The sequence below is a fragment of the Mycobacterium sp. 050134 genome (genome assembly GCF_036409085.1).
Lineage (GTDB): Bacteria > Actinomycetota > Actinomycetes > Mycobacteriales > Mycobacteriaceae > Mycobacterium.
Genome location: NZ_JAZGLV010000011.1, coordinates 45,558 through 66,816, shown reverse-complemented (window position 1 = coordinate 66,816; position 21,259 = coordinate 45,558). Strand labels below are relative to the sequence as shown.

Below are 21,259 nucleotides of genomic sequence, written 5' to 3'. Positions count from 1 at the left end.
ACCAGAGGACCGAAACATGAGTGAACAAGCGACCAGAGCGGTGGTGTCGCGGTGGTCTGGCGCGATGGCTGCAGGTGACACAGATGCCGCGATGGCGTGTCTCGACGACAATGTCCGCTGGATCAACAGCCCCGCCGAGAAAGGCAAACCCGGCGGCATTCCCGGCCTCAGCGCGATCCTTCCGTGGCTCGGGGACTTCTCAAGCAAGGCCGCGGTTATGGCGACTTTCAAGCCTTGGGGCGAACTGCGAGACACACTCCAATATGAATGCCTGAATACGATGTTCAATAACGATCAGGCATTGGTGCTCATTCACGAGGCTGCCCGCGTCAAAGCGACCGGCTTGGTATACGACGTCCAGTTGATTCAGCACCTCCAGGTTGCCGGCGACGTAATCGTCATGCTGAACGTGTCGTGGGATACCTGCCAGGCGGTCGCGGCGTTCCGGGGCGACATGCCCGCACGGTTGTTGGCCGCAGCAAAGCACGGAGACACCGACGAAGCGGAACGCGTCCTGCCGTTTGGAGCGAACCCGAATCAGGCTGATCCAGTCAGTATGGAGTCCGTCTTGATGATTGCCGCAGAAGATGACAACGTCGAGATGGTGAAGCTGCTCCTTTCGTACGGAGCAGAACCAAATCTGATCAGCCGAAAAACAGGGAACACAGCCCTTCTCAATGCATGCCGAACCGGCAAATCGCGTTCGGTGAAGACGCTCGTGGAAGCCGGTGCGTTTGTCAATCTCCAGCGACCGACGACTGGCGAAACCCCTCTGCACGAAGCTTTGAAACACGGCTTTCAGGAATGCGCCAAAATTCTTATTGATGCCGGCGCGAACCAAGATGTCATCGCGTTCGACGGCAGGCGACCCGCCGACGTTGCGACGGAGTGTCGACCTTGATCGCCTGGGGCACCCGCGACCGCTTCTTCCCCCTACGAGATGCTGAACGGCTCGCTGACGTACTGCCGCGGGCGCGGCTTGAGAAGATCGACGGTGCCCGTACCTATGTCCAATTCGATCAGCCGCAGCTGTTGGCCAAGCCTGCTGCTTGTAGGGTCCCAGTAGATTGTCGTAATTGAATCGCCCCGGTGAGTTCGGAGACTTCCTGATTTGAGGACTCAGCCGGCGGCTGGCCTCCGGTGCTGAGCGTAATAGGCCGTCTCCAGCTCGACCGGCGGGATGTCGCCGCAGTATTCGTAGAGGCGGTTGTGGTTGAACCAGTGGACCCACTGCGCGGTGTGCCAGTTCGACGTCGTCGATGGTGCGCCAGGGCTTTCGCGGTTTGATCAGCTCGGTCTTGTACAGACCGTTGATCGTCTCGGCGAGTGCATTGTCATAGGAGCTCCCGACCGCCCCGACCCGAGTTGGGTCATTTGCCTTAGTGCCTTGATTTCTCGGCTTCCAGCGCATCAAGAGTCGTCTTGACCTCGGTGTCGATGGCTGGCGGGAATGTGGCGATGACGCCGTTGAGGTCGATGGTGGCCGAGCGCAGGGGCTTGAAGGTGCGCAGGAATCGTCGCAGTGACAGCCCGGTGCGGGTCTGGACTTCGCGGCTGAGGGCCAGCGCGGTGAACACGATGGTCAGGTGGGCTTCGATGGCGTCGCGAGTGCGGGCGAACATGGGCCTGGCGGCGAGGTCGGATTTCGACATCCGGAAGGAACGCCTCGACGTGCCAGAGGTCGTGGTAGCTGGCGATGATTTCGGTCGCGGGCATCAGTGCGGCGTCGATGTTGGTGACGTAGCCTTTGAGCCCGACCAGCCGCCGAGCCCGCTGCAACGATGCCTCGTCGAGTTCTTGGGACCCATTGCGGTTCTTGATGAACCGCGTTGTGCGCGCGGCCTTCTCGCCGGCGACGACCGCGCGGGCCTAGTTCTCCTGCAGGTTCAGCGTCTTGGTGTCGCGCACCGCGCGTTTGGTGGAGTACGCCCACACCGCCCGCCACGACTTGGTATGGGTGGCCGGATCCCAGCTGGGCTCGGCCTTGCGTTTGGGGTCGCTGGTCTTGGTGGCGGTGCCGCGTTGGTCGCGTGGGGTGATGGTGTCGATGATCTGACCGTCGCTAAAAAGCTCACCGTGCCAATGGAAATGCGATGCTAGATCATTGGGGGCTGAAAGGCCGTCTTGAGCAAGCGGAGCGGCCCTGCGTCATGTCGACTGCACAGATCAGCGAATTGGTCGAGGAGTTGGGCGGCCTGTCAGCCGTGCTTGGTCAGGCAACCGGGGCAGAACGGGCACAGGTATACGCGAGCCTAGGTTTGCGTCTTGAGTACGACCCCTACTTGCGACGGGTCAAGGTGACGGCCGACCTGAGTCGTGTCGCCGGATGTGTGATCGCGGCTTCGCCGCTCAACACACTCCATCGGCTTGGAAATGAACGCGAGCGTTCATTTCACTCGCCTCAGTCGTGTGTCCGAGGGGGGACTTGGCCATCTGCGACACGGGTTGAGGTTTTTAAGTTGAGTAGTGTGCCCGCGCAGCCAGATAGGCGGCCTCGACCCTGCACACCGGAGTAAAGGGCATCGGTCCAGGGATCACCGTCCCCCTATCTCAGATGTCCATTACTTCTGGGGACCGTGGGGCCCGGTCAGCGACAGGCCCTGTTCCCGGGCAGTGCCGGAAACACCGTTATTTCCACAGTCCCATTGGTATTGGCGGGGCAGTTCGACGACGAAGAGTTCGGTGTTGTTTGTGCCTCGGAGTTCGGTGGTCTCGCCGATCGGGCTGTAGTAGGAGGTATGCATTGGATAGGCGCGGTCGCTGTCGTTGGCTTGGAGACCCGGGCTGGTGGTCATGCCGATCTGGTTGCGCTCGGCGCTGAGCGTGAATGCGCCGCCTTGGTTGAGGCGGACCATCGCGATGCGGGTGTCGCCGTTGTCTCCGGGGTGGTCGTAGAAGCAGCCGAGGCGTTTGATTTCGACGCCTGGTGCCGTCGGGTAGTACTCGAATGCGGCGGTGTGCATCACGATTGGGGCGTGGTAGCCCTCGGCGGGGATGACGTATCTCTCGTGGCCTTGCGATTTCAGGCGGACGGTTTCGGCATAGACAGCTTCGACGCCGTCGATCTCTGCTCCGTGCTCTCCGGTGGCCGGATCAATCGGGGTGTATCGGCCATTCTCGAACACGCCGCGGGCGCGAAGGTTCGCGCGTGCTTGGTGGCGGAAGGCCTGCCAGTCAGGTCCGAGTTGATGTTGATCGCCGAAGCCGAATTGGGTGGACCAGCCGGTGTAGGCGCCGTGTTTGATCTCAGGGCCGTAGTAGGCGCCTTTGGGAAAGTACGCAACGTCACCGGCTTCTAGATACTGGCCCGGCGCGAAGTTCTTGCGGCCGCTGTCACACCACCGGATCTGCTGAAAGGCGTGGTGATGGCGCGGTGCGCGGAAGGGGGCTTTGCCTTCTCGGTGGATGCCGCGGCCGAGATGGAATCGCAGATCATCCGGGGCGACTTCACTCAGTGTGCGCCGTCCCTCCGACTCACCGTGATCACGCGTTCCGCTTCGCCGGCGCGGGCGCGGGGACGCTTCCTCAAAGGTAACGATCTTCATATCTGTTTCTCCTGTGTGGTCAGTCGTTGGCGCGGAGTTTCGCGAGGATGTCCCGGGTGCGAGCGGTCTCGCCGAGCCGGGGAAAGATGCGGGTGAGGCTGTTGAGGTGGGCATCGGCGTTCGAGTCGGTCATGGCGTCGGTGGCGAGCACGACGTGCAGCCCCTGTTCGTGGGCGCTGTGGATTCGACCCCGATGCTGGTGGCAATTCCGGCCAAAATGACCTGAGTGACATTGCGTTCGGCGAGTACCTCGGCCAACTTGGTGTTCTGGAAGGCACCCCAACTGCGTTTGGTGATACGGATATCGCTGTCTTGGGGGTCGAGGTCATCGAGAGGGTTTACCCGGTTTTGGTGAGTGTGCCGTGAACGAAAAGTGTGTCACCGAAGCGTATGTCGTCGTTCTCGATCGGTGAATATCCGTGGGTCGCGAGCAGGTCTGCGATGCTGCTTCCGCTGAGTGTCCAGCCGCGTTTGATGAGGTAGGGAGCTGCTTCGTTGCGGTCACCCAGGTATGCCAGGTCCGACATCTGCGGATCGAAACCGTGTGCGCTCCAACGCTGGGACAGCTTGTGCAAGTGCTCCCTGGTTTTTTCGTCGCGCCCTGGCCCAGCGCTTGGGGTGCTCTCTGTCGCTAGCCGGCTTCCCGATGCGCTGAGTTCGGTGATGGTGTCAAGCAGGCGGTCTTGGGCCTCCGGCGGCAGATAGCCGAGTAGACCTTCGGCGCTCCATGCTGTTTTCTGAGCAGGGTCGAATCCTGCGGTACGCAGCGCGGCGGGCCAGTCGTCGCGGAGATCGACTGAGACTGTTCGCCGTTCGGCGGCAGGCGCGGCGCCGAGACCGTCCAGAGTGCGGGTTTTGAAGTCGATGACGTCTGGCTGGTCGACTTCATAAATCACGGTCCCCGTTGGCCAGGGCAGTCGGTATGCGCGAGAATCGAGGCCTGAAGCCAGGATCACGACTTGCTTGATGCCCGCTGTGGTGGCGTCGAGGAAGAACTCGTCGTAGAACTTGGTGCGCACGGCGGCTGCGTCGATCAATACCCGATCAAGGTTGTCGGCGAGGGCGGAAGATCCCGGCACTGCATCGTTCAAGTCTCCCGCGGTAATGTCTCCGCCCGCCAAGCGGGTGCACGTCCTGGGAGGGAAACAAGCGGTCGTAGCTGCTCAGGTGCATGCTTCCGCGCAGCCGGAAGGCTTCGCCGAGCAGGCTGGTGGCGATCCCGCGCGCGACGGAGGCTGATGTCGCGTGCGCGAAGAAGATCCACACGTGGGCACCGCGGCCGGACTGGGACACTTCCAACGCTGCTGGAATCTGATGGGATCGGGCGGCTTTCAGGTATGCGGAGATGCGAGCTCACTACCTCAGGGGTCAACGTCAGGTACGGAGCATCGGCACGGTTCATGCCTTTGCCCCAATAGCCTTCAATCGCCGGCATCCACCCTGATCGGCCGTCCTTGCGGTTCTCCCACCGCTGAGCATAAACATCGGTGCGGCAACGGAATAGGTCGAAATAGAACCTGACCTTGTCTGCGGGGCTGGACTCCATGTTGACAGGTGGTGTCGGGGCGCCGGTCAGGGTGGCCTGGTCGCTGCGCGCGGTGCGGGCCTGGTCGTCGGTTAATTCAAGCAAGTGCCGCAGGCGCGCATTGTCAGCCCGCAGTTGATCCAACTCTCCGGGAAATCGCTCAAAGCGGCCAGTGATCTTCATTGATGTCCCTCCGTCGGCTACGGACCCTGTCTCGCGCCGGTAGGTGCCGGGGTTTCACTCGGGTCCATGGCGAAAGACCGGATCGAGGTGGGCAACAACGAGAGCGATTTGGTCGTCGAGGTTTTGTTCGCAAGCTGATTCGAGGTGTTCCTTGCGTCGCCATGCCGCCCATTTCGCTTGTGCGGCAGCGCCGTAACCGGCTAGCCGCGGTGCGACGGGCTCGAGCTTTACTCCACGATGGGTGGCGACCGCCCGTGCTGAGCGGAGCAGTTCGTCCGCATCGATGCCGGCGCGGGCGAGTTGCACGATGTCGACGTAATCACGCCAGCGGGTACTGGTGATTCCGCGTTCGAGGATAGTCACGCCCTTTTCGGCGATCGTCGTTTCCGGTGCATATCCCAGAAGGGTGATCGGGTCGCCGATGATCCGATCGATGGTCACGCGTCGTGGTGGCGGGACGATCGGATCGCCGGTGGACACGTCCCACGCCGCGACTCCTTTCCACGGCCCAACGGAGACTGCGATCCGTACCCGCAGGCCGGGATACTCTGATTGTTCACGGATCTCCTGGACGGTGATTGCGGCGAGATCGAACTGCAGTCCGTCATCCGCGGTGACAGCGGCGATGTCACGAACCACCTGCACGAGGTGCTCGGCATCGACATCGGCACTGATCGCATTGGCATCGGCGTCTTTGGTGGGACGTCGAACACCATAGGCGGCCAACAAGATTCCGCCTTTGAGGACAAAACCATCGGCGTGGGGCGTTTGGGTGAGGCGGCCCAGAAACGATTCGAGTACGTGCCGGATCAGGTATTCCTGTGTCGGTGCACCGGTTCTGCTCTGTGCTGCGGCCGACCGTGCGGTGCCCTGGATATGACGGAAGACCTCGTCGCCGCGGCTCACGTCAACATCTCTAGTGCTTGCAGGACAGGGGTCTTTGCGCGCGGCAGTCGAGTGGCGATGTCCATGAGCAGTGCCGGTTTGCCGCCTGCGCGCAGCCACTGCCGCAGCGCATCACGAGCGAGCTCGTAGCCGACCGAGCTGCGCAGGCGGAAAGCATCGGCGATGCAACGTTCGGGGGAGTAGATTCCGATCGTTTGGTTCGAACCGGGGATCGTCATCTGGTCGCGTCCGATGTCGAAGGTGGCCGCATCGAAGTGATGCCAGGTGATGGCGGAGCGGCCCGCCGGTGTGCGGGATCCGCGCGGGATCGCGACGTCCACGGCGGCGGGTATCTCGTCGGTGAGGTCGTAGTGGGCCAGCGCGGAGGTCAAGCAGATAGTCGCATCAGGTCGGCGCGTTGAGGCCTCGATCAGATCCCAGTCCATCGCTGGGGCGTCGGCGGGAAGGTAAATGCCTCGTGCGATGCGGTCGAGGCGGCCTTCGCGTGCGTCCCGGTAGAAGGCGCCGCGCGACAATCCGACCTTCTGCGCGGTGCGTGGGGTTAGCGCTTCCATGGCCGTCGACACCTCCGATCCTAAACAAATCGTTTACAGTTAATAGTACCTGTATGCGAATTGTATCGCTACGACCGGGCGTCGCGGCGGTGTCATTGCCGGCGAGGGTGCGTTTCGATCTACGGCCAGGTCGGCATTAGTGTCAACAAGGCGCCCATGATGATTTCGCGTCGGGGACGGATCGCAGCGACCGCTAGCTTCAGCCGTGTCGCCGGACGTGTCCGAGGGGGTGTCCAGAATGGCGACTTGGCCATCTGCGACACGGATTTGAGCCCATTCGCCGCAAGCATTAACTATGTGGCAAATGCATAAAATGAGCTGTACAGCATATTTGCGGTATATAGCTAATGAAGCGGTGTCCGAGGGGGGACTTGGCCACCTGCGACACGGGTTCAACTCTTTGAGTTGAGTCGATGATCAGCAATTGTCTTGCGGCTGACGATTACTGCCGGCTGCGCCGGCAAGGTCGGGCGTCTCGGCCGCGTCAGGTGCCCTCAGCGTCCGTTCCAGGGAAGACAAACCCATCTGGCAACGGCTGATTGGGATTGACCCCTCGGTGACGGATTGGAATTGACCTCTGAACGCGTTAACTGGCGTCGCGGGCCCGCTTATCTGACGGCGTTCAGTTCCCTGGCTCCTTGAAAATCAAGCTGCCCGCTTTCTTCAGAGCGAGTTGGTCAGCTGGATGCCTAGGATCGCCTATGGAGGTGGGACCATTCCTGACGCCGAGCTCGCTGAGGGCGTTCTGCACTATCGGGACCGTGGCCGCAGCCCCACACGCTGCTGTTGACGAACATCCTATGCACCAGCCGCAGACACGGGGCGCTACGACCGGCCTTAGTTGCCCAAAGGTCGTCCTACGCGATCAAAGCGGCGATTGATGGGACGACTACTCGCTGGGTGTGGTTGCGAGTCGTCGACGGTATGCGGATGCCAGGGACTTCATCGTGGCCGCAGAGGTTCTTGGCGGCGGGCCGCCAAGATGGCGGTGGCGCAGGTCATCGGCAAGTTCATCCCACACCGAAGGTCCTTGTTCGTAGAGGTAGGCGAACCACGGCCCGGTGATCGGGCTGGCCGACCGATTCTTGTTGGCCCAGTTGCCCATCGAGATCATGGTTGGCAAGAGCTCGATGGCCGATTCGGTGAGGCTGTAGATGATCTTTTGCCGGTGCGTGGCGTCGCTGGATGTACTGAGCAGGCCCTCGTCGACTAGGTTCCGCAGCCGCGTCGCCAAAATATTGGAGGCGATCCCCTCCTCGGATTCGTTGAGCAACACCCGGAAGTGGCGCCGATCCCCGAAGATGATGTCGCGCAGGATCACCAAGCTCCACCGATCGCCGAGCAGTTCGGCTGTCAGGTTGATCGGGCAGTCTGAGCGGCCAGTCGTTGCCACCGGAGATCGTCATCCTCACTCAGTTGATTGTCACGAACTCTGGTTGCATACTACAACCAGTCGCGAAGTTGTGGCCCGAGCCGGTTCGTCAGATCAGACCTCGGTCAGCGCGCTGGGCTTATTGTCCGCTTTCCAGCGTTGCTCGTCTTCGGATCCGTGTGGCGGGGGAGTCATCCCGTTGATGGCCCAGAAAGCGAGAGGGGTTTCATCGCCGTGGACTTCGTAGTTGAAGCCGCGATCACGGATGAACGGCGCAAGCGCAGCGTCGATGATGCCGAGCCACACGGTAGTGGTGTCTGCATCGAGATTTCGTACGACGTGGTCGATCCAGATGCGGACGAAGTCGTTGGCGGGGACTCCGCCCATGAACAGTGCTCCGGTCGGCTGCTCGTGGAACACCACGCTGACGTAGAAGCGCGGGATCTTGACGTACTTCTCGTAGAGGTCGGTGATGACGTTGGCGATGTCCTGCAAGTCCTGGCGGGTGTAGGCGTTCTCGGGCACGTAGATGGTCCACATCGGCATGAGCGACTCGATTCCTTTGAGGTTGGGGTTGATGGGTTTCAGTTCGAGCTGCGGGCGGCGCGCCGGTCAGACGCTGGCCGGCATGTATTTGATGAACCAGTCGCGCGCGGCGTATCCAGCGACACCGAAATGCGTTGAGTAGGTGTCGAAGTGGCCGCCAGGATGTTCCACCAGCTTCTTCGGCTCTCCAGCTGTGGCGAAGATTTCGCGCTGAACTTCGACGAACGTGCACTCGTCGTGCTCGCCGACGATCATCAGTAACGGCTTGGGTGCGATGAAGGGCACCCACCCTGCAGGTTCGAAGTCGACGAGATGCTCGACTGAACGCAGGGTGACGGTGTTGCGCCACGTTCCCGCGGCTTCTAGGGAGGCGATGTAGTCGCCGTCCACGGCAGGCGGGAGCGCGCAGAAGCCGCCCTGAACCGTTGTGAATACCGGCACCATCTCGGGTTCCCCGCCGGCGAGTCTCGCGGCGCGATCTACGGCACTGCGTCGGCGTACTTCGGCGATGCCGTCCTCGCCGAGCAGCAGGGGGGAGTTTCGGTGTCCGCTCACGTTGGGAATCTGGGCGACGACCGTTCCGACGCGTTGATCGCAGGCCGCGATGACCATCGCCAGTCCGCCGGCATAACTTGAGCCGAACACGCCAATGGTCACTGAGTCGTCGAATTCGGGCTGGCTCAGCGCGAAGGTGATCGCGTCCTGCCAGTCGGCGATCTGCTGATAGGGGTCTACCTCGTAGCGCGGCGATCCGTCGGAGGTCCCGAACGAGCGGTGGTCGTAGAGAAGCACGCTGAATCCGGCGGCGGCGAACAGTGCTGCGTAGTGGTCAAGTTGTTCCTTGACGCCGCTAAAGCCATGCGCCATAACAATTCCCGGTGCAGGCAGTTCCTCTTCGGGGGCGTGTAACATGCCGCGCAACGCCGTCGCGTCCTCGGTGGTGAATTCGACATCTCGCTTCATGGAGCCTCCTCTGACCGGCGATGTGATCTGACCTCGACCCTAGCCATATGTGATTGCGAATTGCAAGCGGTTGTAAAAATGAATCGGTCTGGGTTAGCGTGGAACGGTACCCGAATGCGGGACCCATCACGCGAAGCCGTTGTACTTCCGTCTGCCATAGGAGGCCTCATGGACCCCGCTCGACGAGCAGCATCCGAAGCGTCCGAAGGAGCTGCGGTTAAGGCCGTCGTCTACACCAGCTCGTGGCCGACGCTGCCCGACGGCGGGACCTTCTCGCCAACGACGTCCACGTTGATCACCGGCCCAACCGAGGCGCTTCTCATCGATGCGCAATTCCTCAACGATGACGTCGCCGCATTAGGTGATCTGATCGTGTCGACCGGCAAGAAGCTGACGACGATCTACATCACGCACGGACACGCCGACCACTACCTCGGGCTTGGACCGTTGCTGAAGCGCTTCCCCGAAGCGCGGTGTGTAGCCAAGCCCGACGTCATCGACTACATGGTGGCGACGACGGATTACCAACGAGGCGTGTGGAACGCCTGGTTCGGCGAGGACTGCGTTGAGTTCGGGCAGGGAGTTCCCGAGCCGTTGTCGGGCAACACGATGCACGTCGACGGTCACTCGTTGGAGATCATCGAGGTCGGCCAGGCCGACATTTCTCCGACGACCGCCGTCCATATTCCTGCGATCTCGACAGTTGTGGCAGGAGATGCCATCTACAACCGCATCCACCCCATGCTCGCCCTCTCCACTCCCGAGGAATGGGAGGGTTGGATCGCGTCGATCGACGCCATCGAGCGACTGCAACCAACCGCGGTCATTGCCGGGCACAAGACTCCGGGCGCAGCCGACGAGCCGGCCCAGGAACTCATCGATTCCACCCGTGAGTACATTCGCGACTTCGCCGAGACGGTACAAAGGACGACGTCGCCCGATGATGCCGTAAAGCGCATGGTGGCAATGTATCCGGAGTACGGCAACCCGTGGACCCTCAAGCTTTCGGCGACTATGTACTTCCGGCGGGTCGACGCCAGCTCCACATAGTCGAGCGCTTTGTGCGGCCAGTGATGTGTTCGAACCTTCTTGAATACATCACTGGTCCGCTTCAACGCGTTCGGCCCGTCAACGCGTCCGTAATCCCGCCACTGGCCCCGACAGTGCCGCCTTGAAGTGTCGGGTGATCTCGTCGACGAGAATCTCGGTATCACCGCGCTCGATGCCGTCAGCGATCGCTTTGGCTACATCGGCCGGATCGTTCTTCGGCACGTCGAGGTGCTCGACCATCGCGGTGTCGGTGTACGCGACATGCACTCCGGTGACGAGGGTGTGCTGAGGCTCGAGGTCGATCCGCAGCGAATTCGTCGCCGACCAGAATGCGGCCTTAGAATCGCCGTAGGCGCCGGCGCCGCTGGCCCACGACAACACGGAGTGGATGTCGACGAGAGCGCCGCCACCGTTGCGGGCGAGGATGGGCGCGAACGCCCTGGCGATTTGAAGGGCGCCAAAGTAATTGGTTTCGAAGATCTCCCGTACTTCGTCGATCGGCATGGTGAGTAGGTCCGTACCGCCAGAGATTCCCGCGTTGTTGATCACGATAGCTGCGTCCCGAGCGGTATTGGCCAGTGCTGCGATGGAATCAGATTTGGTGACGTCGAGTTCGATGCTGACGATCCTTGGATCGGCACTGGGTTGAGGGTCACGTGCGGTCGCATAAACCTTGGCCGCGCCGCGGTCGAGCAGCTCGCCGACTATCGCTTGACCGATCCCGCGCTGGCCCCCAGTGACTACTGCGGTCGTGCCCTGAATCCGTACCATTCTCCAACCTTCCATGCTGCAGATTCTGGCGGTGCCAGCTGACGACGCAAGCCCCACGACGGTGCTCGATGAAAACCAAGATGGCAGAACTTATTCGGGGGATAAGAGTTGTGGCACAAGCCGAAGGCATGTCAAGCACGTACGCGACGCGACGTAAGTGGACCCAGGAAGTCAGCACGGTGCTCGTGGATGAAATCGGCAAAACGGATGGGTGGCCTGCCGAGCAAGTCGGCGAGCCGATCCGGGTTGTTCTCGGCCATAGCCCGAAATCTGGCGTCGCCGTCCTCGCGCTGGACCTTGGTGACGGCCGACAAGTGTTGCACGGTGGTGGCATCGGCGTGCTCGCTCAACACGGCCAAGCGCTCGTTCCAATCGCTCTCCGACAGCGGGTGATAAGTCACCAATCGCGAGGTCTCGTCGCTGATCAGCTCTGCGACCTCGGCATGGCTCATCAGCTCAGCGCTGGGGATGAGCGGCGTACGCTCGGCGCCGAACAGCTGAGGGTCCAGCAGTGCGCGCACACAGATCTCCGCAACGTCGTGACCCGCTGTCCACGGGACGGGTGCGTCGCCGTGGTAGCTCGCGAATTCGCCTGTCCCGCGTATTGCGTCGCCGTAGAACACGTCGACCATCTCGTAGAAGTGAGTGGCGAACTTCAACGCCACCGCGCTACGAAGTGTGGTGGTGATCAGCTCGTCGGCGACGAACTGGTCGCGTCCGTAGCCGCTGGGGCTGTCAGCTTTGCGGGCCGTTCCCATCGAGCAGACGACCACATGCGGGTCGTTCCCGATTTCGCGGATGGCCGACACCATATTGGCTGCCGCCGTGATCACACCCGCGGCTACCGGGTGTGTGAACTGCACCGAGACCACATCCTTGAGAGCAGGCACCAATGTGCGACGGTCGGCGAAGTCGCCGAAAACCACCTCTACACCGTTGTCCCGCAATAGCTGTGCTCGCTCATCGTCGCGCCTGACGAGGGCGCGTACGGTCTTCCCGCGCGCGCGCAACAACCTCGCGACGCGGGCAGCGGTCCCCGTGGCTCTGCCGGTAGCGCCGAAGACCAAGATCGCACCGTTCTGGTCGCTCATATCGTTCTGGACTCCCAACTAGAAGAGCGGCGTGGTGGCCCTAGTGCCGCGCCGCCGGGCTTTGTGTGCCGGGCGGTGCGGGCCGATGCCATCAGTAGCCGGCATCACTTGCAATTTGCAAGTCATTAGCAATGTAGCTTTTTGGTGCTCACTTGTAAAACGAAAGTATGTTGTGGGAGGCCCGCGGCTTCGATGTCGAGGATGTGGGGACGACGGTACGAGTTGCGCGACCGCCGGCATGCTCGTCCTCGTCGGCGACCGGCCGCCGGCCCGGCGAATCACGCGTTCGGTTCCAGGGAGCCGGCGTGTTTCTCTCCCGCCGCGTGCCATATTGATATGGCGGAAGTGATGATTACTCAGAGGAATCCGCGGGTGTGCGGGATGTGGGTAACTCCCCATTCCGCCATCGATTCAAGGACTGGCACGAGCGCGCTGCCCTTGCTCGTCAGTTCGTACGCAAACCGTTCGGGATGGTCTTGGTATTTTTCGCGGGTAAGTATCCCGGCCTCTTCGAGAAGGCGAAGTCGCGCGGCTAGCGTGTTGGTGGGGATGGATTCTTGCCCAGCCATGGACGCGAAGTCCTGAAAGCGCAGCTTTCCGCGCAGCCGCAGATCACGCACGATGAGCAGCGACCAGCGATCGCCGACGATATCCAGGACACCGGCGATTGCGCACTCGGACCGCCTCGCGTGCGGTTCATCTCGGGAGCCCGGCCGTCTCGCAGACATGCTTGCAGTTTACAAGTGAACTCGTCATGAGTACATTCTCTAGTGACTTGCGAACTACAAGTAACCGGCTGCGGCACGGTGGACTTGGGCCGAGCCGCACGTTGCGGCGGCCCTCCTGTCACATGTCGCCATAAATGGGGCGTCCACAACGATATGAGTGAGCAGAACGGTCAAAACGATCTGATCTTGGTCTTCGGCGCCACCGGCAGGGCCACGGGCACCGCGGCCGCCGTGGTCACGTTGCTGCGGGAGCGCGGCCGTAGGGTGCGCACGCTCGTTAGGCATGACGACGAGCGTGCCCATTCATTGCGGGAACAAGGCGCGGAGGTGGTGTTCGGGGACTTCGCCGACCGACGCACCTTAGTGCCCGCGCTCGAGAACGTCAGCGCGGTGCAGTTCACGCATCCCGTCGCCGCGGGTGTGATTGCTGCGGCGGCCAATCTGGTGTCGGCCATCCGCGAAATCGGGAACGACCCACACGTCGTGGTCTGCTCGATGGGTACCGCGAGCGAGGCCGACAGCCCCAGCGGTTACGGGCGCGCGCAATATGTCGCCGACGAGCTGATCACCACCTCACTTCATAGCGCGGTGGCGTTGAAGTTCGCCGCCCACTTCTACGAGATGGTCAACGTGTTCTTCGGCCACGCGATCCGAGAGTCGGGCCAGTTCGCGAGCTACCACGGTGACTCTCCCATCCAGTGGATGGCTGGGCGGGACGCCGCAGAAGTATGCGTTCAGGCCCTGTTGGATCCGCAACTCTTCGGCGCCGAGCGCACGCCGCTCATTCCCAGCGCAGAGCTGATGAGCCATGCCGAGGTCGCCGCGATGATCGGAAGGGAGACATCTCAGTCGATTAGCTATCGGCCGCTGTCAGAGGATGAATGGAACCAGCAGTTGGCGATTCTGGGTGAGGCCGCCGACGCCACCACCGTGCAGCATTTGTCGGCGACGACCAAGATGTGGCGCGAGGACGGCGACAGGTTCCGAGCGATGGCCGAGACGGACCCCAACCGGCTCTCCCACTTGCTCGGTCGGCCGCCCATCAGCTTCGCCGACTTCATCCGTGAGCATCGCGGCGACTTCTTGGCCGCCGTAACGTCAGGCGACCAGACGCGATGACTCGGCAAGCAGCGGTCCTGGTCACCGGTGCGGGCGGGGACGTCGGCGCGGTCAGCCCACTGATCGTCAAAATGATGATCCATAAGGGCTATCCGGTTCGGGCTTTCGTACGGCGAGATGACGAGCGCGCCGACTCGTTGCGCCGCGTTGGCGCCCAGGTCTTCGTCGGCGACCTTCTCGACGTCGCCGACGTCGCCGCAGCTTTGGCTGGTTGCCGCCGCGTGTACTTCAGCATGAGTTTGTCGCCCTACTACTCCGATGCGGTGACGCTGATGGCCGCCGCTGCACGGGCACAAGGAGACATCGAAGTTTTCGTCAACATGTCCGAGTACGAGCAGGCGTTCATGACCTTCGGCCTGATGGCTGCTCCGCTCGCCCAACGGCGACAAGTATTGAGCGCCAACGTAACCCAATGGTCGCCACAGCAGCGTGCCCACTGGGTCGCCGAGCAAGTCCTTGACTGGTCGGGGCTGCCGGTCGTCAACATTCGAGCCACCATCTTCGTCGAGAATCCTCTCCTGTCGCGATTCCCATTGCCATCAATCATGGACGACGGCGAGCTTCGCCTGCCCTACGGGACTAAGCGCGTCGCGCCGATCGCGGGCTATGACGTCGGTGCCGTGTGCGCCAACATCCTCGCCGACCCGACCGATCACATCTGTCGTTCGTATGCACTTACCGGCGCGCATGCGATCGACATGTACCAATTGGCCGAGGACTACGCCGCGGTACTCGGGCGGCCCGTGTCCTACATCCCGCAAGACGCCGACGACTGGATCGAAAAGCACATTCGCTCGGCGCTTTACGCGATAAACCCGCACGCGGCCGACCATCTCATCACGTTGGTGCAGATGGTCGCCGACGGATTCTACGAGAAGGCGACCGGCGAACTGGAGGCATTGCTCGGCCGTCCCGCTAGAACCGTCCGATGGGCACTTTCCACGCTGATTGGTCAACCGACGCGAGAGTTGCAGTAACACAGTGAGTCCTAGGCGCCCTGGCTCGATAAGTATCAGTCGATCGGGGATGGGGGAGTCGGACCCGAGGACGAGCGCGTGCAAGGAAGGTGTCAGTTGTGCATGACGTGACCGTGGAACATAGTGTGGCCGCACCGATGCGCGACGGCGTGGTTCTAAGAGCCGATGTGTATCGGCCCGTCCCCGCCGGGCCCTGGCCCGTGCTTTTGACCCGGTTGCCTTACGGCAAGCATCTACCCGGCCCGTTGCGCAGCTTCGTAGATCCGCTGGGCCTGGCCCGGGGTGGTTTCATTGTCGTCGTCCAAGACACCCGGGGGCGGTTCACCTCCGATGGGGATTGGGAGCCTTGGACTTTCGAGGCCGACGACGGCTACGACACTGTGCGGTGGGCCGCGACCCTCCCTGGGGCTAACGGTGTTGTCGGGATGTTCGGTGCGAGCTATTTCGGCAATACACAATGGATGGCCGCTTTAGCGAAACCGCCTGAGCTGAAGGCGATTGCACCAGCGGTGACTTGGTCAGAACCTCTCGACGGCCTCTTCTCCCGCGGCGGCGTCCTCGAACTAGGCATCACGGTGCCTTGGTCATTGTCACAGGGGGCCGACACTCTGGTGCGTCGGCACGCCAGCGACCCGGTGGCGCTTGGCGCAGCGATCAATGGACTGGTCGCTGACATCGACAATGTTGCGACCGACGCCTATTGGGAGTTACCCGCCGAACATCATCCCGCCTTCCCCCGGCACGGAATTCGTGAGATGGGATTCGAGCGCGTACAGGAGGATCCGAGCTGGGCTGCATTCTGCCGGGTCGCCGGGCGGCAGGCCGAGGTCGAGTTGCCGACTCTGCTCGTTAGCGGCTGGTATGACATCTTCAGCCAGGGAACACTCGACAATTTCACGGCGATGCGCTCGGCGGGCCGTTCCGCGACCCTGATCATGGGGCCATGGGCTCATACCGACAACAGTGGCTACCTCGGTGATGTCAACTTCGGACTCGCGTCAAGTGGTGAGCTCATGGGCTTTCGTGGTTCGCTGGCTGACCTTCAACTGGCGTGGTTTCGACACCATCTCGACTCGACCTCAACTACAGGCGAAAATGTTTCCGCGTCAGCGACATTGCCACCGGTACTGCTATTCGTCATGGGCCGAAACGAGTGGCGCGAGGAACAGGAGTGGCCGCTATCGCGCACCGTACAAACAGAGCTGTTCCTGCGCGCCGACGGGCGACTAGAACTGGAGCCTCCAGCAGAAGGAGAAGGCGCCGACAGCTTTCGATACGACCCGGCCGACCCTGTTATAACTGCAGGCGGGGCTCTGCTGATGTCCAACGAGTTTCGGCCCGGACCGGTGAACCAAGCGAACGTTGAATCCCGGCCGGACGTGCTTGTATACACAACCGCTCCTTTGACCGAGGACGTAGAGGTTACCGGCCGCGTCCGCGCCGTGCTACATGCGGCCACTGATGTCCCTAGCACCGACTGGGTCGTCCGCGTGTGCGACGTCGACCTCATGGGCACGTCGCGAAACCTCGTCGACGGCATCGTGCGCTCCGCCACGCAGCCGGATTATTTCGCCGCACGAGAAGTGGACCTGTGGTCGACCAGCCACGTCTTCCGCGCAGGACACTGCATCCGGGTACACGTCACATCCAGCAACTTTCCCCGATGGGCCCGCAACCTCAACGCCGGCGAGCCAATCGGGGACAAATCGAACATGCGTAGCGCACAACAACAGATCGCCCATGATGCGGAGCGGCCATCGCGCATCATCCTTCCCGTGGTCCCCAAACGATCCGTCTGATCCGATGTCCATTCGGACAAAGACCTTGTCCGTATTGGGAAGACGGTGCCGTTGCGGCGCCTCATGAGATGTCTTCGCCCTGGATGTACCGGCTGACGAAGTTCAGCCCAGCATCGGCGACTTCGTACTTGTAATGGGTTGGTTGACCGCGGTGGATCGCCTTGGTTGACAGTTCGATTCGTTTCAATAACCCGTCATTGACCGCGTGCAGGAGAGGGATCTCCAAACCCGCCTCGACAATGAAGGATCTCTGGTCGGTCTCGGCAATCTGGTCGAACACCCGGCGCTCGAAATCAGAGTAGCGGCTGTTCAAGATCCCGAGATTGCGCTTGTGCATGCGGATCGACTGCGGATCGTTTTCCTTCTTTTGGCAGTCTGGGCATAATGCAATGAGGTTTTCGAACGAGTCGTTTTGGCTCTGTGATTCAGGCGGGATGTGAGTCATCTCGGTCGTTGGGTTCCGACAGGTGGGGATGGCGCATCTATGGCCCGCCTCCACGAGCACCCTCCTCTTTACTGCTGAGTCTGGATGATCGATCGTCGGAAACGTCGGAGCGAGAGCGGATTTGACGGTCAGTGCGCCGGGACCGGCCCGGCGCGACCGTGACCGGGACGGGATCGGTGGGGTGCCGGTGCTGTGATGTGAAGACAATCCGAGACCCCAGGCGATCAGGCTCGCAGATGTCACAAGTACCCCGTATCGCAGCAGCACCGAACGCCACCAGGGTGGGGTCGGCTCTTCGTCAGCGGCCCTGCGGGGAGCGTGCTCGGGCGAGGAGGACTTGGCGGAAGGGTCGGTGGGGTCAGCACCGGCGTTGCGGTCGCCGCCGGCCTCCGGCAGAGCGGGCCCTATCCGGACACGATTTTGTGGCAGCAAAAACGGGAACCGCTGGCACCCTTTGGGATCTGCCCCAGCGTCGGGAAATGGAGTCGCATGCGCCACAAAGGGTGTGGTTGCTACCAACGAGAAGGGTGCGAATGCTATGGCGGCTGCCGCCGCAATCCCCAATGCTCTCATCTCACTACCCGTGGTCCTTCGCTGTCTGATTCAGGGCGAGATAGAGGCCGCGCGATGCTCAGCGATCCCGTTCCCGCCATGCAAATGGCCGAGCACATCACCGATACGATGACGGTTTCAGGCATGTCGACGCCCCTTTGGTCGAGGCGCTCAGGCGGTTTCGCCGGCTTCGATGGTCTCGGCGAGCCAGCCGATTCGGCTGAGGTGATGGGCCCCATAGAAGTCGGCTTCGGCAACGCGTCGCTCTGTGTGCTGGTCGCTGTCGCTCAATGCGGCCGCGAGCATCCGTGCGTGCATCCAGGCGCCGCCGAGCAGGCCCCAGCTGAGTAGGTAGGCGACGCTTCCGGCGTAGGCGTCGCGCTTGCGGTGCGCTTCGCCGAATTGCAACATGGTGCGAGTGCTGTGTTGCACTGAGGCGATGGCGCGTTCTAGGCGGTGTGCGGTGCGCGCGGCGACGGGATGGTCGGTCTGGTGCAGGACTTCGACGGTGGCATTGATAGCCGCCAACGCTGCTGCGGCGGTGGCGCCCCCGTCGCGGAGGACCTTCCGACCGACGAGGTCCTTGGCTTGGATGGCGGTGGTGCCTTCGTAGATTGTCAAAATCCGTGCGTCGCGGTAGTACTGGGCAACGCCGGTCTCCTCGATGAATCCCGCGCCTCCGTGAACTTGGACGGCGTCGGAGGTGACCTGCAAGGAGGTCTCGGCGCACCAGCCCTTGAGCACTGGGACGAAGAGTTCGGCGAGTTGTGCGGCCTGCGAGTCGGTGGGTGCCAGATCGAGCCATTCGGCCACCTGGACGGACAAGCCGCGCATCGCCGAGATGATGCTGGCCATCGACGTCAACAGGCGGGTTACGTCGGGGTGCTCGGCGATGGGGGCGCTCTCGGGGCGGTCGACGACCCTGCCCTGGATGCGTTCGGCCGCGTAGTCGCGGGCCTGTTGGTAGGCGCGGTCCGACACTCCGAGGCCCTGGACGCCGGTGCCCACGCGGCTGATGTTCATCATCACGAACATCGCGAATAGTCCGGCGTGGCGGCCACCGATCAGAAAGCCGGTGGCGTCGTCGTAGTCCAGTACGCAGGTAGGGCTGGCGTGGATGCCGAGTTTGTGTTCTAGCGCCAGCGTGTGCACGTGGTTGCGTCGCCCTAGGGAGCCGTCGGCGTTCACCAGGAACTTGGGCACCAAGAACAGGGAAAACCCGCCTAGCCCCTCGGGTGCGTCGGGCGTTCTGGCCAACACGAGATGCACGATGTTCTCGGTGAGATCGTGATCCCCCCACGTGATGAAGATCTTCTGTCCCTTGACCGCCCAGGTGCCGTCGTCGTTGGGGCGTGCCATCGTTCGGATGCCGGCGAGGTCGGTGCCGGCCTGAGGCTCGGTGAGGTTCATGGTGCCGGTCCACCGTCCGGCGATCATCGCAGGAAGGTAGGTTGCGCGGAGGTGCTCGTCTGCGGAGGCGTCGATTGCGCCGATGGCCGCCATCGACAATCCGATGCTCAGGGACATCGCCACGCTGGCCGCACTCCATATCTCATTGAGCGCATTGGCGACGATCCAGGGAAGACCTTCCCCGCCAGCAGATTTCGGAGCAGTGACGCCCACCCATCCAGCGTCTGCGAGCGTGCGGTAGGCCTCGATCGTGCCCGGTGGCGTGACGACGACGCCGTCGATGAGCTTGTTGCCGAGGCGATCCCCCACGCTATTGAGGGGATGCCAGGTCTCTACGGCTAATGCTGCGGCGCCGGAGAGGATGTCGCTGGCGTCATCGATCTTGAATTCGCCCGCGGTGGTGTTCTCGAGGATTCGGGGTCCGTCGATGACGTGCCGCAGCAGAAATTCGTAATCGTCGATCGGTGGCTGGTACATGAGCGGCCTTTCATCGGGTGAGAAATTGTCGTCACGGTGTGTCGACGGCGACCCCGCAAGGGGGCGCAGTGTGTGGGCGCCCCTACCGATGTAGACTATATCGTCTAGACTAAACCGTCAACACGGATCTTTCACGGCCGGTTAAACGGTGACCACATCTGCCGGGCGGCTCGATGCGACCAAACACGCTGTTTACCAGCGTTTTCCGCGCACGTGCACGGTATCTTCGACGACCAGCGTGGCGGCGCATGCCTGCCCGCGCCATGGTGTCCGCGACCATGGCTCCACCCGCTTCCTGCTCGCAAAGATGGGGCGACACGTGGGTCGCTCTCACGGGAGTCGCTGGCCGGGTCGGTCGAGTTGGGATTCAGCCACCCGGCCCCTCGAAACCCCCGAGGTGTCGGGCAAGACGCTTTCGGCGACACTGCACGACCTCGTACGCGGCGGTCTAGTCCGAAGTCGTTGTGCCCGCGCGGTTTACTACCGAGATCGATCGGGCGCGACAACAGTACGACGAGATCCGCGGCTCTGCGGGCGCCGCCGACAGCTAGTGCCAACCACGCGACTGCCGCAGTCCAAACGTTGACGCCCCGACGTTGAGGCAGATTCGGCTACAGCCGGCAGGCGAGGCGGACCGGTCAGGGCAGCGGCCTGCTCAACGCCACCCTCATAAACCCCTGGGCAAGGGCTCGAGTGACATCAGCAGGATTGCGGGCCGATGTGCAGTTGGAGCACAACGGGTTTCACTCAGCGGACAGTTGACTATATCGTCTAGACGAGTTAGTCTAGCTCAATAACAGTTCACTGAGGCGGCCCAATGCGTGACGACAGGCCGTCGAAAAATCCAAGAATTCGGCAAGAAACACCACGGATCTTGGTGACGCTCACGGCTCGGCCACACCCACAACAAGGAAACCCGACATGTCTAGGTCACCAGACGCAGAGCCGCTGCCGCCAAACGACATCGAGCGCGCAGAAGTGTTCCTCGAAACGGAGCCATCCGCCCAAGTCGTTGCGATGCAGACGGGTCCGACTCTCATCACAGCTCAACGGGTCATCTTCGCCACCGCGGCCGCTGTGTCGGTCGCACCCCATGGGTGGCCTCGACGTGCGACTTGTGCTGTTAGGGCGGCGATCCGCCGTCTCTTCGCCACCGCACCGCAGGGCTCAGAGCAGGCGCGACGGCATTATCCGCCTCGAGCTGATTTCCTCGAAGATTCGCGTATGGCACGCGAAATGCATCGAC

17 protein-coding genes and 5 pseudogenes are annotated in these 21,259 nt (G+C 62.2%); 5 read left to right on the top strand and 17 right to left on the bottom strand.

What is annotated here, in order from left to right; translation table 11 throughout:
- The first annotated feature begins 16 nt into the window (after positions 1 to 16).
- Positions 17 to 901, top strand: coding sequence for an ankyrin repeat domain-containing protein (locus SKC42_RS14860; protein ID WP_330965060.1), 885 nt, complete (start codon positions 17 to 19; stop codon positions 899 to 901).
- A gap of 218 nt (positions 902 to 1,119) precedes the next feature.
- Here SKC42_RS14860 and SKC42_RS14855 read toward each other — a convergent pair.
- The 12 genes and pseudogenes from SKC42_RS14855 to SKC42_RS14810 form a co-directional block, all read right to left on the bottom strand.
- A pseudogene (locus SKC42_RS14855) lies at positions 1,120 to 1,360 on the bottom strand (integrase core domain-containing protein); the annotation flags it as partial.
- Positions 1,361 to 1,379: 19 nt separating this feature from the next.
- Positions 1,380 to 2,112 (bottom strand): annotated as a pseudogene (locus SKC42_RS14850) (IS1634 family transposase); the annotation flags it as partial.
- A gap of 449 nt (positions 2,113 to 2,561) precedes the next feature.
- Positions 2,562 to 3,545, bottom strand: a complete 984-nt coding sequence (locus tag SKC42_RS14845) for a hypothetical protein (RefSeq protein ID WP_330965059.1) — start codon at positions 3,543 to 3,545, stop codon at positions 2,562 to 2,564.
- A 19-nt stretch (positions 3,546 to 3,564) separates the two neighbouring features.
- Complete coding sequence (locus tag SKC42_RS14840; protein WP_330965058.1) at positions 3,565 to 3,696, bottom strand: hypothetical protein; 132 nt, start codon at positions 3,694 to 3,696, stop codon at positions 3,565 to 3,567.
- Positions 3,675 to 3,866 (bottom strand): annotated as a pseudogene (locus tag SKC42_RS27755) (cysteine hydrolase family protein); the annotation flags it as partial. The pseudogene SKC42_RS27755 and the gene SKC42_RS14840, both read right to left, overlap by 22 nt.
- Before the next feature lie 17 nt (positions 3,867 to 3,883).
- Positions 3,884 to 4,672 (bottom strand): annotated as a pseudogene (locus tag SKC42_RS14835) (SAM-dependent methyltransferase); the annotation flags it as partial.
- Positions 4,590 to 5,091 (bottom strand): annotated as a pseudogene (locus tag SKC42_RS27750) (TOTE conflict system archaeo-eukaryotic primase domain-containing protein). The pseudogenes SKC42_RS27750 and SKC42_RS14835, both read right to left, overlap by 83 nt.
- 216 nt (positions 5,092 to 5,307) lie before the next feature.
- Entirely contained in the window at positions 5,308 to 6,159 is an 852-nt protein-coding gene (locus tag SKC42_RS14830) for a nucleotidyl transferase AbiEii/AbiGii toxin family protein (protein WP_330965057.1), read from the bottom strand.
- Positions 6,156 to 6,725: a type IV toxin-antitoxin system AbiEi family antitoxin domain-containing protein gene (locus SKC42_RS14825; RefSeq protein WP_330965056.1), complete on the bottom strand. Its 570-nt coding sequence runs from the start codon at positions 6,723 to 6,725 to the stop codon at positions 6,156 to 6,158. The genes SKC42_RS14830 and SKC42_RS14825 overlap by 4 nt, the downstream gene beginning before the upstream one ends.
- 877 nt (positions 6,726 to 7,602) lie before the next feature.
- On the bottom strand, positions 7,603 to 8,034 hold the full coding sequence (locus SKC42_RS14820; RefSeq protein WP_442932153.1) for a winged helix-turn-helix transcriptional regulator: 432 nt from the start codon (positions 8,032 to 8,034) through the stop codon (positions 7,603 to 7,605).
- A gap of 165 nt (positions 8,035 to 8,199) precedes the next feature.
- On the bottom strand, positions 8,200 to 8,631 hold the full coding sequence (locus SKC42_RS14815) for a tautomerase family protein (protein WP_330965054.1): 432 nt from the start codon (positions 8,629 to 8,631) through the stop codon (positions 8,200 to 8,202).
- A gap of 66 nt (positions 8,632 to 8,697) precedes the next feature.
- Complete coding sequence (locus tag SKC42_RS14810; protein WP_330965053.1) at positions 8,698 to 9,594, bottom strand: alpha/beta hydrolase; 897 nt, start codon at positions 9,592 to 9,594, stop codon at positions 8,698 to 8,700.
- Positions 9,595 to 9,762: 168 nt separating this feature from the next.
- Between SKC42_RS14810 and SKC42_RS14805 the strand changes: the two genes are divergently transcribed.
- Positions 9,763 to 10,644, top strand: coding sequence for an MBL fold metallo-hydrolase (locus SKC42_RS14805; protein WP_330965052.1), 882 nt, complete (start codon positions 9,763 to 9,765; stop codon positions 10,642 to 10,644).
- 78 nt (positions 10,645 to 10,722) lie between these two features.
- Here SKC42_RS14805 and SKC42_RS14800 read toward each other — a convergent pair whose 3' ends face one another.
- From SKC42_RS14800 to SKC42_RS14790, 3 genes are all read right to left on the bottom strand, one after another.
- Positions 10,723 to 11,415 (bottom strand): SDR family oxidoreductase, encoded by a 693-nt coding sequence (locus SKC42_RS14800; RefSeq protein ID WP_330965176.1) that lies wholly within the window; start codon positions 11,413 to 11,415, stop codon positions 10,723 to 10,725.
- Between the two features lie 131 nt (positions 11,416 to 11,546).
- Complete coding sequence (locus SKC42_RS14795) at positions 11,547 to 12,506, bottom strand: NmrA family NAD(P)-binding protein (RefSeq protein WP_330965051.1); 960 nt, start codon at positions 12,504 to 12,506, stop codon at positions 11,547 to 11,549.
- Between the two features lie 356 nt (positions 12,507 to 12,862).
- Complete coding sequence (locus SKC42_RS14790) at positions 12,863 to 13,234, bottom strand: winged helix-turn-helix transcriptional regulator (protein ID WP_330965050.1); 372 nt, start codon at positions 13,232 to 13,234, stop codon at positions 12,863 to 12,865.
- A gap of 153 nt (positions 13,235 to 13,387) precedes the next feature.
- On the opposite strand from SKC42_RS14790, the gene SKC42_RS14785 reads away from it, so the two are divergent.
- The 3 genes from SKC42_RS14785 to SKC42_RS14775 all read left to right on the top strand — a co-directional run bounded on the left by SKC42_RS14785 (position 13,388) and on the right by SKC42_RS14775 (position 17,129).
- Entirely contained in the window at positions 13,388 to 14,353 is a 966-nt protein-coding gene (locus SKC42_RS14785; protein ID WP_330965049.1) for an NmrA family NAD(P)-binding protein, read from the top strand.
- Positions 14,350 to 15,330 (top strand): NmrA family NAD(P)-binding protein, encoded by a 981-nt coding sequence (locus SKC42_RS14780; RefSeq protein ID WP_330965048.1) that lies wholly within the window; start codon positions 14,350 to 14,352, stop codon positions 15,328 to 15,330. Before SKC42_RS14785 ends, SKC42_RS14780 begins: the two co-directional genes overlap by 4 nt.
- Before the next feature lie 98 nt (positions 15,331 to 15,428).
- Entirely contained in the window at positions 15,429 to 17,129 is a 1,701-nt protein-coding gene (locus SKC42_RS14775; protein WP_330965047.1) for a CocE/NonD family hydrolase, read from the top strand.
- 61 nt (positions 17,130 to 17,190) lie between these two features.
- On the opposite strand, the gene SKC42_RS14770 is transcribed toward SKC42_RS14775, so the two are convergent.
- Together SKC42_RS14770 and SKC42_RS14765 are read right to left on the bottom strand one after the other, a co-directional pair.
- A complete protein-coding gene (locus tag SKC42_RS14770; RefSeq protein ID WP_330965046.1) occupies positions 17,191 to 18,147 on the bottom strand; it encodes an HNH endonuclease in 957 nt (318 codons plus the stop codon).
- Positions 18,148 to 18,297: 150 nt separating this feature from the next.
- Positions 18,298 to 20,013 carry an acyl-CoA dehydrogenase gene (locus SKC42_RS14765; RefSeq protein ID WP_330965045.1) on the bottom strand — a complete coding sequence of 572 codons (1,716 nt, stop codon included), beginning with the start codon at positions 20,011 to 20,013 and terminating at the stop codon, positions 18,298 to 18,300.
- Positions 20,014 to 21,259 lie beyond the last annotated feature (1,246 nt).